15 protein-coding genes and 1 riboswitch are annotated in these 18,671 nt (G+C 53.0%); of the genes, 10 read left to right on the top strand and 5 right to left on the bottom strand.

Annotated elements, in window-relative coordinates; all coding sequences use genetic code 11:
• Positions 1-25 precede the first annotated feature (25 nt).
• From B149_RS0114710 to B149_RS17475, 3 genes are all read left to right on the top strand, one after another.
• Positions 26-454, top strand: a complete 429-nt coding sequence (locus B149_RS0114710) for a 2-thiouracil desulfurase family protein (protein WP_018125931.1) — start codon at positions 26-28, stop codon at positions 452-454.
• Between the two features lies 1 nt (position 455).
• A complete protein-coding gene (locus tag B149_RS17480; protein ID WP_018125930.1) occupies positions 456-1,208 on the top strand; it encodes a M48 family metallopeptidase in 753 nt (250 codons plus the stop codon).
• 64 nt (positions 1,209-1,272) lie between these two features.
• Positions 1,273-3,264, top strand: coding sequence for a methyl-accepting chemotaxis protein (locus tag B149_RS17475; protein ID WP_018125929.1), 1,992 nt, complete (start codon positions 1,273-1,275; stop codon positions 3,262-3,264).
• Positions 3,265-3,296: 32 nt separating this feature from the next.
• Here B149_RS17475 and B149_RS0114695 read toward each other — a convergent pair whose 3' ends face one another.
• Both B149_RS0114695 and B149_RS0114690 read right to left on the bottom strand, forming a co-directional pair.
• Entirely contained in the window at positions 3,297-4,307 is a 1,011-nt protein-coding gene (locus B149_RS0114695; protein ID WP_018125928.1) for an HD-GYP domain-containing protein, read from the bottom strand.
• Between the two features lie 71 nt (positions 4,308-4,378).
• Positions 4,379-4,453: riboswitch (cyclic di-GMP riboswitch) on the bottom strand.
• A 115-nt stretch (positions 4,454-4,568) separates the two neighbouring features.
• Complete coding sequence (locus B149_RS0114690; RefSeq protein ID WP_040373002.1) at positions 4,569-6,713, bottom strand: methyl-accepting chemotaxis protein; 2,145 nt, start codon at positions 6,711-6,713, stop codon at positions 4,569-4,571.
• A gap of 200 nt (positions 6,714-6,913) precedes the next feature.
• On the opposite strand from B149_RS0114690, the gene B149_RS17470 reads away from it, so the two are divergent.
• The gene (locus B149_RS17470) at positions 6,914-7,819 is read left to right on the top strand and encodes a DMT family transporter (protein WP_018125926.1); all 906 of its coding nucleotides are present in this window, start codon (positions 6,914-6,916) and stop codon (positions 7,817-7,819) included.
• A gap of 151 nt (positions 7,820-7,970) precedes the next feature.
• Here the strand turns inward: B149_RS17470 and B149_RS0114680 are convergent, their stop codons facing one another.
• Entirely contained in the window at positions 7,971-8,177 is a 207-nt protein-coding gene (locus B149_RS0114680; protein WP_018125925.1) for a hypothetical protein, read from the bottom strand.
• Positions 8,178-8,406: 229 nt separating this feature from the next.
• Between B149_RS0114680 and B149_RS0114675 the strand changes: the two genes are divergently transcribed.
• The 5 genes from B149_RS0114675 (at position 8,407) to B149_RS19005 (ending at position 14,636) form a co-directional block, all read left to right on the top strand.
• Positions 8,407-9,093: a response regulator gene (locus tag B149_RS0114675; protein ID WP_018125924.1), complete on the top strand. Its 687-nt coding sequence runs from the start codon at positions 8,407-8,409 to the stop codon at positions 9,091-9,093.
• Between the two features lie 719 nt (positions 9,094-9,812).
• A complete protein-coding gene (gene dndB / locus B149_RS0114670) occupies positions 9,813-10,913 on the top strand; it encodes a DNA sulfur modification protein DndB (protein ID WP_083909252.1) in 1,101 nt (366 codons plus the stop codon).
• 1 nt (position 10,914) lies between these two features.
• Positions 10,915-12,324 (top strand): DNA phosphorothioation system sulfurtransferase DndC, encoded by a 1,410-nt coding sequence (gene dndC, locus B149_RS17465; protein ID WP_018125922.1) that lies wholly within the window; start codon positions 10,915-10,917, stop codon positions 12,322-12,324.
• Entirely contained in the window at positions 12,321-14,267 is a 1,947-nt protein-coding gene (dndD, locus tag B149_RS0114660; RefSeq protein WP_018125921.1) for a DNA sulfur modification protein DndD, read from the top strand. Before dndC ends, dndD begins: the two co-directional genes overlap by 4 nt.
• Before the next feature lie 9 nt (positions 14,268-14,276).
• On the top strand, positions 14,277-14,636 hold the full coding sequence (locus B149_RS19005; RefSeq protein WP_018125920.1) for a DndE family protein: 360 nt from the start codon (positions 14,277-14,279) through the stop codon (positions 14,634-14,636).
• A 179-nt stretch (positions 14,637-14,815) separates the two neighbouring features.
• On the opposite strand, the gene B149_RS0114650 is transcribed toward B149_RS19005, so the two are convergent.
• On the bottom strand, positions 14,816-17,740 hold the full coding sequence (locus B149_RS0114650; protein ID WP_026167645.1) for a Tn3 family transposase: 2,925 nt from the start codon (positions 17,738-17,740) through the stop codon (positions 14,816-14,818).
• Between the two features lie 136 nt (positions 17,741-17,876).
• On the opposite strand from B149_RS0114650, the gene B149_RS0114645 reads away from it, so the two are divergent.
• Positions 17,877-18,503, top strand: coding sequence for a recombinase family protein (locus tag B149_RS0114645; protein WP_015413927.1), 627 nt, complete (start codon positions 17,877-17,879; stop codon positions 18,501-18,503).
• A gap of 27 nt (positions 18,504-18,530) precedes the next feature.
• Here B149_RS0114645 and B149_RS18885 read toward each other — a convergent pair whose 3' ends face one another.
• Positions 18,531-18,611, bottom strand: coding sequence for an SHOCT domain-containing protein (locus tag B149_RS18885; RefSeq protein ID WP_281109921.1), 81 nt, complete (start codon positions 18,609-18,611; stop codon positions 18,531-18,533).
• Positions 18,612-18,671: the final 60 nt, after the last annotated feature.

Genomic DNA, 18,671 nt, shown 5'->3' with positions numbered 1-18,671 from the left:
GAAAACGGCCGGGCAAGGAGTTCTCATGCGCGATGATATGATATTGGTCAGCGCCTGTCTTGCGGGTGTGAAGTGCCGTTACGACGGCGGCGACAACGAGCATCCGGACGCAGTGCGGCTGGTGGAGCAGGGACGGGCGATTCCCGTGTGTCCCGAGCAGCTTGGCGGTTTGCCCACGCCGCGCAATCCCGTGGAGATTCGGGACGACAGGGTGGTGGACGAGAGCGGCACCGACTTCACCGAGCATTTCCGGCGCGGGGCACGGGAGGCCGTGAAGCTGGCCGTCTGTGCCGGATGCCGAACCGCCCTGTTGCAGCCGAGGTCCCCTTCCTGCGGCTGCGGGATGATCTATGACGGTACCTTTCAAAGGCGGTTGATTCCCGGTGACGGGTTCCTCGCAAGGGCTTTGCGCCGGGCAGGGATCGAGCCCGTGGCGGCGGAGGACCGGGACTGAGATGGCCTCGCTTCCGTATTACGTTCGCAGGAATCCCCGTGCCAAGCGGGTTATCGTCAAGCTGCTTCCCGGCACCGGTCTTCAGTTGGTGTTGCCGCCGGAGGCACCGGAGTCCATGGTGTCAGATGTGTTGCGCGAGAAGCGTGCGTGGATCGAATACACCGCCCGCTCCATGGTGGAGCAGGGACGTCCGCCGTGGCCTGAAGCGCATGAGCTGCCGTCGCGAGTGGATTTCCCGGGCGTTGGGCTGGGGTTCGAGGTCCGCCGCGTGGAGCGCGCAGGAGTGGTCCGTCTGCGCGGAAACGCCGCTTCGATCATGCTTTCCGGTCCTACAGGGGCCGAAGACGCGATGTTCGAACGTCTCAGGGATTTTGTCAGGCGAACGGCGCGGGAGCATCTGCCACCCATGTTGCGCAACGTGGCCGATGAGCTTGGTCTTACCTTCGACTCCGTGACCATCCGCAGCCAGAGCCGACGCTGGGGCAGCTGTTCATCGCGCGGGCGCATCAGCCTCAACTGCAAGGCCCTGTTCCTGTCCCCGGAGTTGTTGCGGCACCTGATGATCCATGAACTCTGCCACCTGAGGCATCCCAACCATTCCAAATCCTACTGGCGACTGGTGGAGCGGTTTCAGCCGGGCTACCGCGAGCTGGAGTCCCACTTGAGCCACGGCATGGGATTCGTGCCGGGCTGGATGAACGATTCCCCGTCGGCAAAAGTCCCAAATGGATTCTTTTCAATAAAACGACTCTAAGGTATACGGGATTTCCCCACGAGGCCTATCCGGAAAACAATACAGTTGTTCCAAGGGGGCCCCAATGCAATCCAGAAGAGTTCCCGTTCTGGCCAAAATGATGATCCCGTTCACGGTGCTGGCGATCATTCTGGTCGGCGTGGGCTGGTACATCATCTCTTCCAACTTCGGTAAACTTGAGCACTCGTTCGTCGAGATGCTCGTGGATTCCAAGACGAGTCAGGTCGAGCAGGCCATATCGTCCGCCGAGGACGGCGCACAGGCCATGGCGGCTCTGTTCAGCGCCGATCCCGCCATTCGCGACGCCTTCCGCACGGCGCGCTCGGGCGATATGGATGATCCGCGCTCTCAACAGGCGCAGGCCGCACGCGAACGAATCCGTAGCGTGATGCAACCGAACCTCGAAGGATACCAGTCGGTGACCGGCTCCAAGTTCCGGCTGCACTTCCATCTTCCGAACGGCCGAAGCCTCGTGCGTCTCTGGCGTGGCAAGCAGGCCAAGCGCAACGGGCAATGGGTCGATATCTCTGACGATATTTCCTCGTTTCGCAAGACCGTGCTGGACGTCAATGCTTCCGGCAGTCCCGTGAAAGGCATCGAGCCCGGGCGCGGCGGTTTTTCCATTCGCGGCCTTGTCCCGGTGAAGGGCGAGGAGGGGGAAACGCTCGGATCATGCGAGGTGCTGGTAGGGTTTTCCGACGCCCTCAAGCCGCTGGCAAGCGACGAATCCTCGTCCATGCTCGTATACATGAACGCCGACCTGCTTCCCGTCACCACCAGGCTTCAGGACGCTGCCAAGTACCCGCTGCTGGACGGCAGGTTCGTGCTCACCTCCGGAAAGGACGATCAGACCACGCGCGATCTGGTGTCCTCGGAGTTCGTGCAGAGCGGCACCGACGGACGAAGCGTCAAGCTGGTGGGCAACAAGGCGCTCACTGCCTTCCCCGTGCGGGACTACAAGGGGCGTCAGGTGGGCGTTATCGTCATCGGCATGGACATCTCCGGACCGCTGGCCCTGATCGCCGACCTGAACTGGATCATCGGCGTCTTGGTGGCGGTCTTCGTGATCATGTCCTTCCTCGGGGCTTACTACGGCCTCAAAAGGGTGATATCCCGTCCGCTGGCCGAGAGCGCGGACTTTGCCGGGCAACTGGCGAAAGGCGACCTCGGCGCAAGCATCAGCTACCCGCACAATGACGAAGTGGGCGATCTTGCCGGCGCACTGACAGCCATGATCAGCAAGTTGCGCGAGATCGTTTCCCGCGTGCTTGAGAGCGGCCAGTCCGTAGCCGAAGGCAGCCGGGTGCTGAATGAGTCTTCATCCAGTCTTTCCGACAGCGTGGAGCAGCAGGCGAGTACCATGGAAGAAGTGTCGTCATCGGTGGAAGAGGTCTCTGCGGGCATTGCCGCAAATACCGAAAATGCCCGGCGGACACGCGAGATTGCCGAGAAGACGGCCGAATCCGCACTGGAAGGCGGAGAGGCGGTGGCCGAAACCGTGGCGGCCATGAAGGACATTGCCGAACGCATTTCCATCATCGAAGAAATAGCCAGACAGACCAACCTGCTGGCACTGAACGCGGCCATCGAGGCAGCGCGGGCCGGAGAACACGGCAAAGGGTTTGCGGTGGTGGCCGGAGAGGTTCGCAAACTGGCGGAACGCAGTGGGCAGGCCGCGGCGGAGATCGCCACCAAGTCTTCGGAGAGCCTCGGTGTGGCGGAAAAGGCGGGGCGCATCATTCAGGACATCGTGCCGGAAGTGCAGCAGACCGCCAAGCTCGTGAGCGAGATAACCGAGTCGAGCGAAGAGCAGAGCATAGGCTCCCGGGAGATAGCCGGAGCCATCACCCAGATGGATACCCTGTTGCAGACCAACGCCGCCAATGCCGAAGATGTGGCCGCATCGGCAAAACAGCTGGCCGATCTGGCGGCGTCTCTTGAGCAGACCATGTCCTTCTTCCGAATCGAAGGGCGTAGCCGTTCGGCTCGTGGAATGGGGAAACCCGCGCGTACGGCGCTTCCTTCCGTGGATGAAGGCGAATTCGAGCGGTTCTGAAAAAAGTGGCGGCGCCCCGAGGGGCGCCGCCTTCAAACCATGCCGGAGCGAGTGACCACTCCTTCAAGCAGCTCGACCATCGTCCGGTCGAACTTCCCGCCATGATCGCGGATTCGGCACAGTGCTTCACGCGGGGACAGCGCCCTGCGCCACGGCCGCTCGCGAATCAAACCCTCATAAAAATTGCACAGCGAGACGATGCGGGCATAGAAAGGGATCATGTCCCCGCTGGCGCGCGTGGGGTATCCCGAGCCGTCTTCCAACTCGTGATGGAAGAGGATGCAGTGCAGGCTCTCCTGCGGCAGGGGAAGAATGGAGCAGACGCTCACCCCGAGGGCCGGATGGGAATGCAGCTGTTCCATGTCGTGGTGCTCCAGCGCGTCCGGGGCGGCGTTCAGGATGTGCTCCGGCAGTTCCAGCTTTCCCACGTCGTGCATGAGCGCTCCCATGGAGCAGGCGGTGAGCAGTTCCCTGTCGTCCGGGGCGAATCGCGACAGCAGGCTTGCCGAAAGCACCATGCACCCCACGCCGTGAGCGTACAGGTCCTCGTTTTCCGATACCAGCCGGAAAATCTCTCGTACGCCTTCCGGGCCGGTGAAGAAGTTGGAGCCGTCGCGGATGAGCGTCTGGATTCTGCGAAAGCGGACCACGCCGCCGGGGTTGGGCAGGGAGCGGTCAAAAGCGTCCCGGGCCAGTGCGGTGGTGGCTTCGCAGAAAAAGCGCGCCCGTTCGCTGCAGGGGATGCTCTCGTCGTCGAGCAGGGTGGTCAGGTTGTCCCTGACGAAATTTACGTATGCCTTGCGCTCGGACGGGACGATGTAGAGCTGGTTGACGTCAAGTTCGGCAAGGCGCTGGCGGTGGCGCGGCGTGAAGCTTTCGCCTTTGGTGGCGTAGAGCACCGGCTTGTCGTCCTGAACGAGGTAGACGGAAAAAGCGCCCACCGTGGAGGGGGAAAGCACGTGCGCAGAGATGGGCACCAGCCCCTTTCCGTTTGGAAAGGATGGCCTGCCGTCCTGTATGGATGTGTCCCTGCTTCCGCTCATGGCTGTTCCCTGAAGGGCGCCAGACGGACCTGTGCCGGAGATGAAGAGGTCCGAGTCGGACCGAAAGGCGTCCCGGCAACCCGGCCGTCTGCTTGAGACCCGTGGCTTTCCGTCCCCGCCTCGCGGCGGGTTTGGCATTTTCTGACGCGAAAAAATTCTCTATAACGATGGGCCTGATTTGTAAAGTCTATCCACGATTCAAGAAAACGGGGGCTTGCGTCGATCGACGCAAGCCCCCGTGCAAAAGGTCGTCAAAGACCGTTATTCGTTCTTGAGCCTCGTGATGAGGTCATTGAGTTCGGTGGCCATGTTCGCCAGTTCGCCGATGGCGTCGCTGGAGTGCTGCATGGCTTCGGCGGTCTGGTCGGAGATGCGGTTGACCTCGTCCACGGAGCGGCTGATCTGCTCGCTTGCCGAAGACTGCTCTTCGGACGCCGTTGCGATGTTGCGAACCTGGTCGGCGGTTTCGCGCACGATGGTCACGATCTCTTCAAGGGAGTTGCCCGCGTCGCCCGCGAGGGAGGTGCTGCGGGTGACCGCGTCCGCGGCGATGTCCATGCTCTCGATGCTGTCGCGCGTGCCCTGCTGGATCTGGCCGACCGAATCCTCCACGTCCTTGGTGGCGTTCATGGTCTTTTCCGCCAGCTTGCGGACCTCATCCGCGACAACGGCGAATCCGCGTCCGGCCTCGCCTGCCCGGGCCGCCTCGATGGCCGCGTTCAGCGCCAGCAGGTTGGTCTGGTCGGCGATGTCGGTGATGACGTTCATGATCTCGCCGATGCCTTCGGCCTTCTTGCCGAGTCCGGAGAGCTGCTCCTTCATTTCCTGAGAGCGGCTGCTCACTTCGCCGATGGCCTGCACCAGCGTGGAGACCACTTCGGAGCCGTTGCGGGCCTGACCGCTCGCGCCGTCGGCACTCTCCGCGGCAAGGGAGGCGTTGCGCGCGACTTCGAGGACGGAGGCGTTCATCTGTTCCATGGCGGTGGCCGCTTCGGAAGCCATGGAGCTCTGGGATTCGGCGCCGCTGCTGGCCTGTCGCACCTGACCGGTGAGTTCCTCGGAGGATGCGGTGATGCGGCGCACAATGCCCTCAAGGGCCTCGGCAGCCTGAAGCGCACCCTGCTTCTTGGCGATCTCCGCCTGTTGGCGCGCTTCTTCGGCTTCTTCGGTGGCCACGCGGGCAGCCTTGGTCTGTTCTTCCGCTTCGGCGGATTTCTGTTCAGCGGTGTCGATCATCTCCACCAGATTGGAGACCATCTTGCGCAGCACGTCGGCCAGCACGCCGATCTCGTCTTTCTGATGGATGTCCACCTTGGTGTCCAGATTGCCTGCGGCAACTTCCTCGGCGGCACCGACAATCCGTTTGAGGGGGCGGACGATGGTTCCGGCAACGAAGAAGATGATGAGGCCGATGACCACCAGAGCCACGGCGCCCATGCCAGCGTTGATGAGCATGAGCTCCCGCGATTCGGCCATGACGCTGTCCATGGGCACGTTGACGCCGAAGAGCCACTTTACGCCGGTTCCGGCGAGTTCGAAGGGCACGAAGACGTAGTAGGTTTCCTTTTTGGTCACCTCGGACTTGGACCGCAGTTCCAGCGGCGTGCCGTTTTCCACGGCTTTTGCGAGCTGTTCGGCGTCCTGTCCGTCAAAATAGTTCAATACGTCTGTGCCGATGATGTCTTTCTTGGGGTGGGCGATGAGTTTGCCCTCGTCGCTGATGACGAACCCGTACCCGGAGCCGAACAGGGAAATGTCTTTGACGATATCCTGCATCCGGTTGAGGATGATGTCCGCCCCGGCCACGCCGTAGACCTCGTCCTTGACCATGACGGGAACACTGGCGGTGACCTTCATGACCTTTTCGCCGCCCCATTTTACGGTAACGGGCGAGCCCACGTAGGGCTTCTTGGTCTTGAAGGGCTTGCTGTAGAAATATCCTTTTTCACCCTCGGCCGTGTAGTTCTTCATCGCTTCGCCGACGATCTCGCCCTTGGCGTTGCGGTACCAGCGCGGAATGAAGCGGCCGGTTTCGTCGTGCATTTCGGTGCTGCCGAATGCACCGTCAACGCCGTCGAACCCGTCTTCCTTCCACACGGTCCAGATGCCGTCGAGGTGCGGGCTTTCCTCAAGCACGGAGCGCAGCATGGCTATGGCCTTCTTCCGCCCGAAAACCCCGCGAACTTCTTTGGCGCCGCCCATGAACGACGCGATGGTACGCGCGCTCTCCATGCCCTTCTCCACGGATGCCCCGATCTCGCTGCCGTAGTCCTTGGAGACCGCCGTGGCCAGCTTTTCGGCATCGCGTTTGAGCAGTTTGCTCATGCGCATGCCGGTAATGGTCATGGTGGCGATGAATACGATCACCACCGCAGTACAGATAGGAACAAGTATCTTGCTCCGCATACTCATATTCTTAAACAAGGTCGTCCTCCCGAATTAAGACTGATGCTATATGCCAAAAGGCCTCTCGCGCAGCCTTGTCCTGCATCGCGAGGGGCCCATTCGGAGAATGAAATAGCATAAATTTCCATACTCTGAAAGTGCCTGAAAAAGTGCCCAATTTTATTGCAACAATGGCTTCTTCTTTCTACGGTGTCCACGTCATGCCATTCTTCAACGCATCCGGCGTTCGCTGCATGCTTGCAGGGACCGTCTTCTTTGCCGTCGGGTCGATGCTGGTCAAACTCGCCGGTCAGGGACTTCCGCCGCTTCAGGTGCTTTTTGCGCGTGCGGTGGTCGGCATCGTCTACAGTGTGGCCCTGATCCGCGGCACCGGGGCGCCGATTCTCGGCAACCGAAAGGGGCTGCTGCTTCTGCGCGGCGTTCTCGGCTTTGCCGCCATGGGCTGCAATTTCTACTCGTTCATCCATCTACCCTTGGCAGACGCCACCGTGCTGCTCTTCCTGCATCCGGTTTTCGTGGCCCTGCTGGCCGTGCCGGTGCTTGGCGAGCGCATGACCGCCCGCGGCGTGCTTTCAGTGCTGGTCAGTTTGAGCGGGATCGTTCTCGTGACGCAGCCGTCGTTCCTGTTCGGCACGCCCATGCCGCTGCCGCCGCTCGCCGTTTCCGTGGCCATCCTCGGCGCGCTGCTCTCCAGCTTCGCCATCATTTCCGTGCGCCGGCTCGCCCAGCACGAGCATCCGCTCTCCGTCATCATCTATCCGCCCATGGTGATTCTCTTCGGCGCGCCGTTGCTCGACGGCTGGAACTGGGCCTTGCCCGACGGGACACAGTGGCTCCTGCTGGCTGGCGTGGGCCTGTTCACCAACATGGGGCAGCACCTCATGACGCAGGGCTACCAGAAGGACAAGGCCGGGCCGGTCTCCGCCATCGGCTATCTGGAAATCGTGATGGCCGCGCTCCTCGGTTGGGCCGTCTTCGGAGCGATCCCCGGCCCCATGACGCTGGCCGGATCGCTGCTGATAATCGGCGGCTCGGTGGCCCTTGCCAGAAGCGAGGCAAAGCCGATCCCGACAATCCGTCCCGGCAAGCTCCCACCACCGAAATGACGGGAGCTGATCCGAAAAGGTATGCGTCTCGAATCCAACGGTCCATTATTGACCTGAGCTGCTGCCACGGCGGACACGAAAAGGCGGCTCGGAGACCGCCTCCGAACCGCCTCTTCGCAATATGGATTTGCGATGGCAACAACCGAGCGCATCAGCACTCATGGAAGTCCTTGTTGATGTAGAAGCAGAGGTCGAACAGGTTGTTGACCATGTCGTCCACCATGTCCTCCTCCTGCTCCGAAACGGTCAGCGTCTTGTTGACGATCTTGGAAAACAGCATGCCGATGAGCTGGTCGTCGTACATGCTCCAGTATTTCTGCCCCGAAGGGAATTTTCGATCGAATCCATGATAATACATAAGCGGTCCGCCTTGAAAGGTTCATGCAATGCTGCATGATTAATCGGTCGCTTTCCGAAACACTTTACGCTCGAAAGCTGGAATATTTCCCTTGCCCATGGCAGTATGCGGAAGAGGGCGCGATAATGACCGAAATTCGGCCGCTGCCATTCGATCGTCAATGTCTCGTCACGAAGCGGTGACATACCTGTATTAGTGAGACAACGCACGCAAACCAAAGGAGTCCACCGTGGCAGACAAGAAGATCCTCGTCGTAGAGGACCACAAGGACACGCGGGAGCTGCTCAAATACAATCTCGCACAGGCCGGATTCGAAGTGGCAGCAGAATCAGACGGCGCCGCCGGCCTTGAACGGGCCGCCACCTTCCTGCCCGACATGATCCTGCTCGACCTCATGCTTCCCGGCCTCGACGGTCTCGAAGTATGCAGAAGAGTCAAGCAGGACTCGGCGCTTTCGCACATCCCCGTAGTGATGCTCACCGCAAAAGGCGAAGAAATCGACCGTATCGTCGGTCTGGAACTCGGCGCAGACGATTACGTCGTCAAACCGTTCTCCCCGCGGGAACTCATCCTGCGCATCAAGGCCATCCTGCGCAGAAGCAACGAGCCGGTGAAGCAGGCTCCCAACACATGGGAACGAGACGGCCTCCACATCGACTTTGAAGCACACGAACTCAAAGTGGACGACGAACCCACACCGCTGACCGCCACAGAGTTCAAACTGCTTACCGAACTTGTCCTCGGAAAAGGCAAAGTGCAAACCCGCGACCATCTGCTCGACACCGTCTGGGATACCCACTTCGAAGGTTACTCCAGAACCGTCGATACTCACGTGCGACGGCTGCGCCAAAAACTCGGCCCCTACGCAGATTGGGTAGAAACCGTAAGAGGCGTAGGGTACCGATTCAAAGCCTGATCCGAAGCTTTTTTTAAGGCCGCCTCCGGCGGGCCATTCTGATGAAGGCATTGCTCGGTACTTGGTTGTCGGGAAAAGATGCCTTGTTAGGAATTCTGCGGCGGAATATGTGAGCAGGGCAAGTCCCGCTTGACTGAATTCTGCTACAGAAACTCGTCAGCCAAGACGCACAGAATCCAAATCCCCGTCAGCGGGGTTGCAGCTGGGACGCGAGATATGCGGCCGCATGAACCCGGCAGCTGCAACCCCGCTGACAACCCAGGGATTCCAAAGGGGGCCCGCCCCTTTGGTCTGCCTGAAAGGCCCGCCGGAGGCTTATCCTCCGGCGGGCCCTATTGTGTAATGTACGGGAGTAAAAGCTATGTGGGTGAGTAATAAAGTTTTTAAATTTTATGGGCAGCAACCCTTGATAACCGACGATCTCCGGCATGAGGTAAGTAATAAAGTTTTTAAATGAAGTGAAAATGATCCACTCCCGTGTGTAATAAAGTATTTAAATGGAAAGGAGGCCAATATGCCTGGGTCATTGCTTAAGTAGAACCCAGACTCGGTGTTTTGATGTGCAATTGGATGCAGGTATCCTACTTAAAAAAATGATTTCAGCGCTCTTATTCCGCCCGTGTTTCTTGACGGTTTTGAGGGCTTAATGTACTTAAAGTGGAAGTGAAAAAAACAACTTCCACCGCAGTTTTTACAAATTCCAATGAAGTGAGGTTTTTGTGTCTTCCAATCATCCAAGAGACTTGTACGAACGTCGTTTCGCTGCGGTGAAAGGGGTTCAGGCTGGACGAGAGTATTACCTTGCCAATTGTCCATTTTACCTTTTGCCTGAAATCTTTAATGAGATAGACAACTATGACATCCCTCCAGTGGAGAGAGCTCAACGAGTTCTAAACAAAACACGTGTTAAATCAATTAAACAATACCTTCTATCAAACACTGATAGTTATGTTTTTTCTGCTGTCACTGTATCGATTGATGGCGATGTGACCTTCGAAAAGGCAGAGGGGTCACCTAATGTTGGATCACTGCTGATCAGGGATCGTGCAAGGTATCTTATCAATGATGGCCAACATAGGATTTCTGCGATCATTGAGTCTTTAAAGGAGCAGCGAAGCAACGAATATGAACTCCTGCCGATAATTTTTTTCAATGATCCAGGGCTAAAAATGAGCCAGCAGATTTTTACTGACTTGAACCGCTACACGCTCAAGCCAGCTCAGTCTCTGAGCATACTTTATGACACCCGCGATCCTTACGCAGAGATAGTTAGGTCGGTTGCTGTGAGCGTTTCTTTCTTTAAAAATTACACTGAGTTTGAAAAAACGACGATTTCCAATCGATCGGTAAATCTGTTCACATTGAACGGCATCTACAACGCGACAAAAATACTATTGGGGAAAGATCTTGATGATGTTGTTGAAAGCACCCAATATGCATGCGAATTTTGGGAAAAGCTCGGCAACAACCTAGATGAGTGGAAGCAATTCCTAAAAGGGGAATTGGCTTCAAGTGCTTTGAGACAAGAATATCTGAGCGGGCACAATCTTTTCTTGAATGCGGCCGCGGCCGTTACAAACTCTGCTTTTAGTGCTGGTAAGAGGCTAGATGACGCCATTTCCGTCATAGGAAATGCGAATTGGAAACGGAACAATCGTCTTTGGGAAGGACGAGCGTTGCACAATGGTAAGATCACAAAATCAAACATCAGCTTCATCCTTACTACTAACGTACTGAAAGCGCAGTTAGGCGTTGAGCTGAATGATAAAGAAAATGCTGCCGAAGAAGAGTTCAATCGCAAACAAATGCAGTTAGGATAACATGGATAATATCTACGCAGGTCGCCCTCTGGCAGACATCTACGCCGAAATCCAAGAGCGATATAAAGCGGATAGTTGGCCCTGGATACTTGGATATAGCGGCGGAAAGGATTCTACCGTACTTGTTCAACTGGTGTGGAGCGCATTGTCAGAACTATGTGCTGATGAGCTGTTCAAGCCAGTATACATTTTGTCGTCAGACACTTTGGTTGAAATTCCTAAAGTCATAAACCACATAGACTTAAACATCAGTAAGATGTTAGAGGCAGCGGCCAAGCAGAGTCTTCCCTTCAACCCGATCAAGGTGTTTCCAGCTGTCAGTGATACCTTTTGGGTTAACCTGTTAGGGAAAGGCTATCCTGCTCCTACAAACAACTTTAGATGGTGCACTGACCGGCTCAAGATTGATCCCACGTCAGAGTTTATTCGTTCCCAGGCTTTTGAGTCATCAGGTGCAATACTACTGCTTGGGTCTCGTAAAAGCGAAAGTGCTGCCAGGAAAAAACGGATTGAAAGCCATAAAATCTCAGGGAAGATGTACAATCCCCACCCAGAAATTCCAACAGCCCATGTCTATACTTTGATTGAGGATTGGGAAACAGAAGAAATCTGGGAGTACTTACTTGACCATCCCTCCCCCTGGGGTGCGGACAACAAAGAGCTCGTCTACATGTACAAAAATGCGAGCGATGGAGAGTGCCCACTCATTTTAGACATCAAAGCTCCGAGTTGTGGCAAAAGTCGTTTTGGTTGTTGGTGTTGTACAGTGGTAAAAAAAGAGAAAGCCCTGTCCTCTCTAATTAAACACGGAGAAGAATGGCTTGCTCCGCTTCAGGACCTCAGAGAGACCCTACTCTTCACGCAGATTCCAGATAATAAAAAGCAGTTTAGGGAGCATGTTAAACGTAACGGCCAGTCACTCTTCATTCGAGGCAAGTTGGAAGAAGAGGGAATCAAAGAGCTTGCACGTGGCCCATACACAATGGATTTCAGAAAAGATTTCTTGCGATCTCTTCTGCAGACCGAAAGGCGTCTGAATGAGAATAATCCGTATCCAGATTCAGAATACATATATCTAATCGAAGAAAGAGAGCTCCATGAAATCCAGCGTTTGTGGAAAGAAGAAAAAAATGATTGGGAGAGCAGCGTCTACGCTATTTATGAAGAGGTGAATGGAAAAACGATCGACAACGGCATTGATGAGATCGGCTTTCTCACCCAAGAAGACAAGGTTGCTGTTCAGCAGATTTGCGAAGAGGAGAGCTTCCCAGCAGAGTTGGCAATGGAACTATTAACCACAGCTCAATACCACCAAGGCCTTCGGTCCAAAGTTCGACTCAAGAATAAAGTGGCAAAGTCCTTCAAGAAAGAATGGCGCACTGAGTTTGAAATCTATCGGGATCTCGCATGATACTTAATAAAATTTTAATTACGAATATTACATCTTTCAAAGGCGAGCACGTTCTCAGTTTTGAACACACCCCACAACGATCTGTTTCAATCATCAGTGGGGACAATGGGGCGGGTAAGACAAGTCTTCTTCAAGCAATGAAAGTCGGCTTATATGGCCAATTCTTGTTCAATAACAACAAGAATAAATACTTAGATTACATTGATGGTTTTATTAGAAGTGGTGAATCCTCCGCTTCTATCGAGTTGGATTTTCGGCAGCGCACTCTTTCTGGCATCGAGGATTTTACGGTTAAGAGAAGCTGGCAGAGGAATGACGGAAAGATCAAAGAGACTTTGATAATCCTGAAGAATAACGAACAGTATCAGGAAGTGACCCCCAAGTTTTTTCAAGAGTTCATTTTTAGTATCATCCCGTTGGGCATGATGGAATTGTTCTTCTTTGATGGTGAAAAGATTAATAATCTTGGAGAGTCATTGCGTTCTGGGGAAATCAGCAGCGCTGTAAAAAAACTGATCGGACTGAGTGCGGTAAGTGGATTAGAAGAAGCAGTAAGTAAGTATCAGAGCGATAGCCTAAAACACAAAAAAGATTATCAGGCAATTCTTAAAGCCCAACAGTCTTTGAAAAATGAGAAGGCCGCATTTCATAAAGAAGGAGAGGCGCTCCATCTCAGGTTCGCCGAATTGAATGAGGCAATAAAAAAGGGAAAAAAAAAGCTTGGGGATACAGAGACGGCTTTTTATGAAATGGGAGGCAATTTAGCATCTTCACACGGTGCCTTGCAGGCTCGTAAAACTCAACTTGAAAAACAGTTGGAAGAAGATAGCGCCAAAATCAAAGAGTTGTCTCAGAGCTATCTGCCTCTTTGTGTGTTGTCGGATGAGTTAGACGAATTAGCTGAACAGTTGGTATTGGAAAGAAAGGGTGAGGCGACGCAGATTGTTCAGGAATTCGCAAAAGAGCGTGCCTTGCTGGTCGATAGCGCATTAGCAGAAGAAGGGGTGCCTGACAGGATTCGACAAATCGCACTAAATGCTCTTGAAGTGCCTGAGGAACCAACATCAAAACCAATTCATAATATATCAGCCACTCAGACTGATGAGGTCCTCTCGGCAATTGGAATGGTTCAAGATGTTATTCGACCTCAAGCTCTGGGCGTATTCTCCTCAATAAATAATGCTCAGAAAGAGTTGTCAGCTATTGATTCTGCACTTGAAAAGGTGCCCGATAAGTACGCACTATCTGACACGTTGTCGGAAATGCGAAAACTAAACACCAAGCTTTCGGTTCAAGAAGCTCAGCTTGAAGAGGTTGTTCAGAAAAAAAAGCGTGTAGAAGGTGAGATAAACGCAATCGACAACAAATTACTGCAGTTGGCTAAACAGCTTGAAAAGGGAAGCTCTGAAAGCAAATCAGAGGAACTTGCAAAGCAGTTCCCACGGGTGTTGGCTAGAATAAAAGATGATTTTTTTGAACGTAGGTTGAAAAGCCTCCAGCGACTGATTTTGCACAATATCAGAAGGCTATTTAGGAAGGATCTGCTTATTCATGATGTGAATATTTCGAACGACTTTTCGGTTGAACTTTTCGGGCCTGCTGGATCAAGTATTGACTTGAAGCGACTCTCCGCAGGAGAACAGCAGATATTGGCCACCGCAATACAGTGGGCTTTAGCTTCGGTTGCAAGCGGTAATATACCAACAATTATCGACACACCCTTGGCTCGCCTTGATAGCCATCATCGTCGAAGTCTTGTCCAAAACTATTACCCTGCAATTGAGCAACTGATACTGCTTTCAACTGATGAAGAGATAGACTCGGAGTTGCTGGCGGATATTAGACACAAAGTGTCAGATGTCTACGCTCTTCAACACGACCAAAAGTATGGTTGTACGGAAATAGTTCGGATTGAAACAGACAAAGCGCTCAGCGAAGCCTAGGCAGTAGCTATGAAATTTTCACGAATCAGACTCCCGAAGCAAACAACTAATAGACTGACGAACTTAAAAGGCAAGACCGGACTCAATCCGAACGTGTTGATGAGGTACGGTGTTCTTTTATCTTTAAAGGAGATATCTGACCCAATCTATGAAGATCAAGCCTGTGACGGCATGGAGCTTCACAGACATGTGCTCCTAGGTGATTTGGACCAGATCATTAGTGCATTGGTCATACAACGATTTTCAAAGACCCCCCAATATCCAGACCCGTTCACTTGCTTTAAAGCACACCTGTATCGCGGTGTGGATATATTGTTTGCCAAGGTCAAGGGGCTTGGGGATTTAGGAGTTCTGGTGGACAACACTTAAAATCATCAAGTTAAAGCATGCTGCTTAAACTTGTACCGTATGGGTGACCTGCTCCCGCGAAATAGGTCCACCGGGAATGTGAGTTTTCCGGCGAAATCGACTATCAGACAGTAGGAGGATTTCGTCGTGAAGAAATCAAGGTACACGGGGGCACTCCATAGAGCGGACAAAGTTGCACGTTAAGGCGTTTGGCCAAGATTCCAGATATAATCTCCTGTGAGATTGATGTGCTCCCATCCAAGCGGAGAAAGGTAGCTCTGAAACTCCTCCGGAACATCCATTTCCTCTCGTACTTTTTTCACGGCCTTTTCCAGATAGACCGTGTTCCAGAGGATTATCGTAGCTACGACAAGGTTTAGACCAGAAGTCCTATAGCACTGGCTTTCAAAAGAACGATCTCGGACTTCTCCGAGTCGATTGAAAAACACTGCACGAGCAAGTGCGTTTCTGGACTCCCCTTTGTTCAGACCGGCTTGAACACGAGAACGGAGTTCTGGCTTTTTGACCCAATCCAATAGGAAAAGAGTCCTTTCCAAACGCCCAAGCTCGCGTATGGCCAAAGCCAATTTGTTTTGCCGTGGATAGGAGGCCAACTTACGAATTATGAGGGATGCCGTAACGGTTCCCAATCGAATTGAGCTTGCCAGCCTCAATATCTCTTCCCATTGGTTCTCAATGTCCTTTTGCTTGATCTTTGATCCTATCAACGGCTCCAGGTCAGCCCAGCGTTTTGCGCTGCCAAAGGTGTATAGTTTTACGTCACCTATGTTGCGAATTCGGGGAGCAAAACGAAATCCGAGCAAATGGCAAAGAGCAAACACATGGTCCGTAAAACCTGCGGTGTCAGTGTAGTGTTCTTCAATATTGAGATTGCTTTCATGGTAAAGCAAGCCGTCCAGGACATAGGTTGCATCGCGTGCTGTTGCGTTGATGAGCTGGCTGTGAAATGGGGTGTATTGATCCGAGATGTGGGTGTAGAAAATCACACCGGGATCTCGCCCATATCGGGCATTTACATCTCCGAGGCCTCGACCAACACTGCCAAGAGGAAAGTGCTGCCCGTCTGAAGACGAGGTGGAGCCATCGCCCCACTGTCCTGCAAGTGGAATTATGTGGTGGTAATTGGTTATCTCAGCCAACCCTCTGGAATAGCATTCGCTTCTGACATACCAATCCGAAACCCAAGACAACTGTTTATACGAGGCCCCGGAACTAGCCTCTGCCATCCTTGTCAGTCCAAGATTAATCCCATCTGAGAGAATCACTGACAAAAGAGATTCCTTGTCTTGAGATGGTTGGCCAGTTCTCAAATGAGTGAATTGTTCGGTGAAACCTGTCCATTGATCTACTTCAATGAGGAGATCGGTAATTTTAATGCGAGGAAGCTCTGCATATACGCGCCGGCTGAATTGCTTGGCTTCATCGGGAACAGAGTTACCCCTATATGGTTGCATTGAAAGCCTACCATTCTTGAGACAAACCGTATCCAAATCATTGCTTCTGAGAAGCCTTTGGAATTCTTCCAACTGACTTTCAAGGAGTTCTTTCCGCTCTGAGATGTATCTTGTGCAATCCGTTTCGACCGCTACAGGTATTTCACGAGACTCCTGAAGCTGACGAAAAGCGGAAGGGCCCATGAGGTATTCGTTGAAATCTTCGAATTGACGGCTGCCTGGTACCCATACATCGCCAGAACGGAGTCGGTTACGGAGTTCGCTTAAAGCGCACAGTTCATAGTACCTACGGTTCAGGCCATCAGTTTCGAAAATAAATGGTTGCCAGCGTTTTGGGATAAATGAAGTAGGAACTTGGTCGGGCAATTTGCGTTTGCCCGTTTTGTTCATGTCACGGATGATATCAATAGCTGTAAGAACATCCCGTCCACCAGAGCTTGCACGGAAGTCAAAATGCTCCAACATGGTTGGAGCATACCGCCGAATCTGATTGAAACTCGTGTCAACATAATGGAGATAATCGAACCGCTGAGGTTGAGACAGGTTTTCAGCAGCTTCAACCGTTGCANGAAAATCATCCCAGGACAGTTCAGCCTCGATTAGCTCCCAAGGGTCTAAATGCTCCTCACGCGCTTTGATTAAGGCTTGGCCAAGCTTTGAGAAAACGTTGACGGTTGTTTTGATGTTCTTTGCATCATCTTGTAGCTGAGTAGCCTGTTTTCGTTGGCTACGCCGCATTAGGGAGCCAATGATGCGGTCATGCATGTTGACGACCTCATCCATTAAGGAGCGTTGAATTTCAAGCAAGCATACGGTCATGATCGTATACCGTCTTTGTTCATTCAACATTCGCAGATTATGCACAGCAATTCGATTACCTTCTTGGGCAAGTTGCTTGCGGCGAATTGTCGGTACTGCGTCCAAGACCTCGGAAGGAAGACCAAGCAACCGGATAGCGGCCAACTTTTCCATTATCAAAATCACATTTATAGGAGAAGGACGGCCAGCAGGTTGACGAATCCATGAAAGTCTACTCTGTGATTTCTCGCCTCGTGGATTAAGCCAAAATTTAAGATCAGCCTGGTGCCTGTCGGACAACAGGCCGGTCACTTCATTGTAGACTCTGCGATCTGCTTGGATCTTCACCTGGGCAACGAGGCGTTCCACAACTGTCAAAGCAGGATGCAGAATTTTGCGACGTCTCAATTCATTTAGGGTTGCACCTACAAGGAAAGTACTCTTTGGATTGTCTACAGCAATTGGCGTCAGCCAGCGCACCATCTCTTGATAGTGACTATCTCCAAATCTTGAAAGCCGGAAAAACTCTATCAAGGTCTTAAAATGCTCTCTGCGCGTCTGGTCTCTGTCCGCGTAGCCACAGAAGACTTCCGACTCTTCTCCTATTTGCTCTGCAATGAATTCGACCAAGGAATCGGGAATTTCATCATCGGGTCGTAAGGCCCTTCCAGGGAATTTGATGAGACAGAGTTGTAAAGCAAATCCGAGCCGATTGCGTGGCCGTCTACATTTGGAAATAAGTGCAAGTTCGTCTTCGTCCAAAACGTAGTACCGTGTGAGTAAATCCGGAACGCTTGGTAAGACTTCAAAAACGGTTCTCTGGGAAGAGGAAAGGACTGTTCTGCGAGGCATTTGAACCCACTTGTATCTTTTCTAGAATCAATAACGTATTGTTAACATAGTTTGTGATACGGAATAAGGTACAGGATATCGTACCTACCTGAACTATATTGGACATGTAACTCAAACGAGGGTTTGTGAACAGCCTATGAAAATTGGTTACGCACGAGTGTCAAAAGCTGATGGCTCACAAAATTTAGATCTCCAACGAGATGCTTTGCTGAAGGCAGGAGTTCCTGCTAAGCGCATTTATGAAGACATGGCTTCCGGCAAGAAAGGCAAACGTCCAGGTTTGGACGCTTGCCTAAAAGCTCTACGCCAAGGAGACATTCTGTTGATTTGGAAGCTTGATCGCCTAGGGCGAGATCTCAAGCACCTTGTATGCGTGGTGCAAGAACTTGCTGAGAAGGATATTGGCTTTAAAGTCCTCACAGGGCGTGGGGCAGATATCGACACAACCTCTGCAAGTGGCAAGCTGATTTTTGGCATCTTCGCAGCCCTTGCCGAGTTCGAGCGTGAATTGATCAGAGAGCGAACCATGGCAGGGCTTGAAGCCGCCCGCGCTCGCGGTCGCAAGGGAGGACGGCGATTCGCTCTAAACAAGACCCAAGTACAAATGGCGCAAGCTGCAATGAAAAACAAGACAACTAGCGTGAGGAATCTCTGTAAAGAGCTTGGGGTAACACGGGTCACCCTTTATAGGTATGTAAGTCCAAGTGGTGCGTTAAGGGGGCATGGCATACAGGTTTTAAATCCACATGCCCCACATGCATAAGTCGTCAACTTCATTTATTGCGATATCTTATTGTCTTGTCAGCACTTCCTTCATTCGTTGGTATTCATCCGCAGTGAGTTCTCCCTTTGCGAATTTTTCCTTGATGATGTTCAGGGAGTCATCTCTGTCCGGTCGTCCACCTTGTCGGGAGGTGAAGGCTTGAAAGAG

Origin of the sequence: Desulfovibrio oxyclinae DSM 11498 (assembly GCF_000375485.1) — a bacterium.
GTDB lineage: Bacteria > Desulfobacterota > Desulfovibrionia > Desulfovibrionales > Desulfovibrionaceae > Pseudodesulfovibrio > Pseudodesulfovibrio oxyclinae.
Note: the sequence above shows the minus strand (reverse complement) of the source record. Positions and strands in the feature narration are given on the sequence as shown.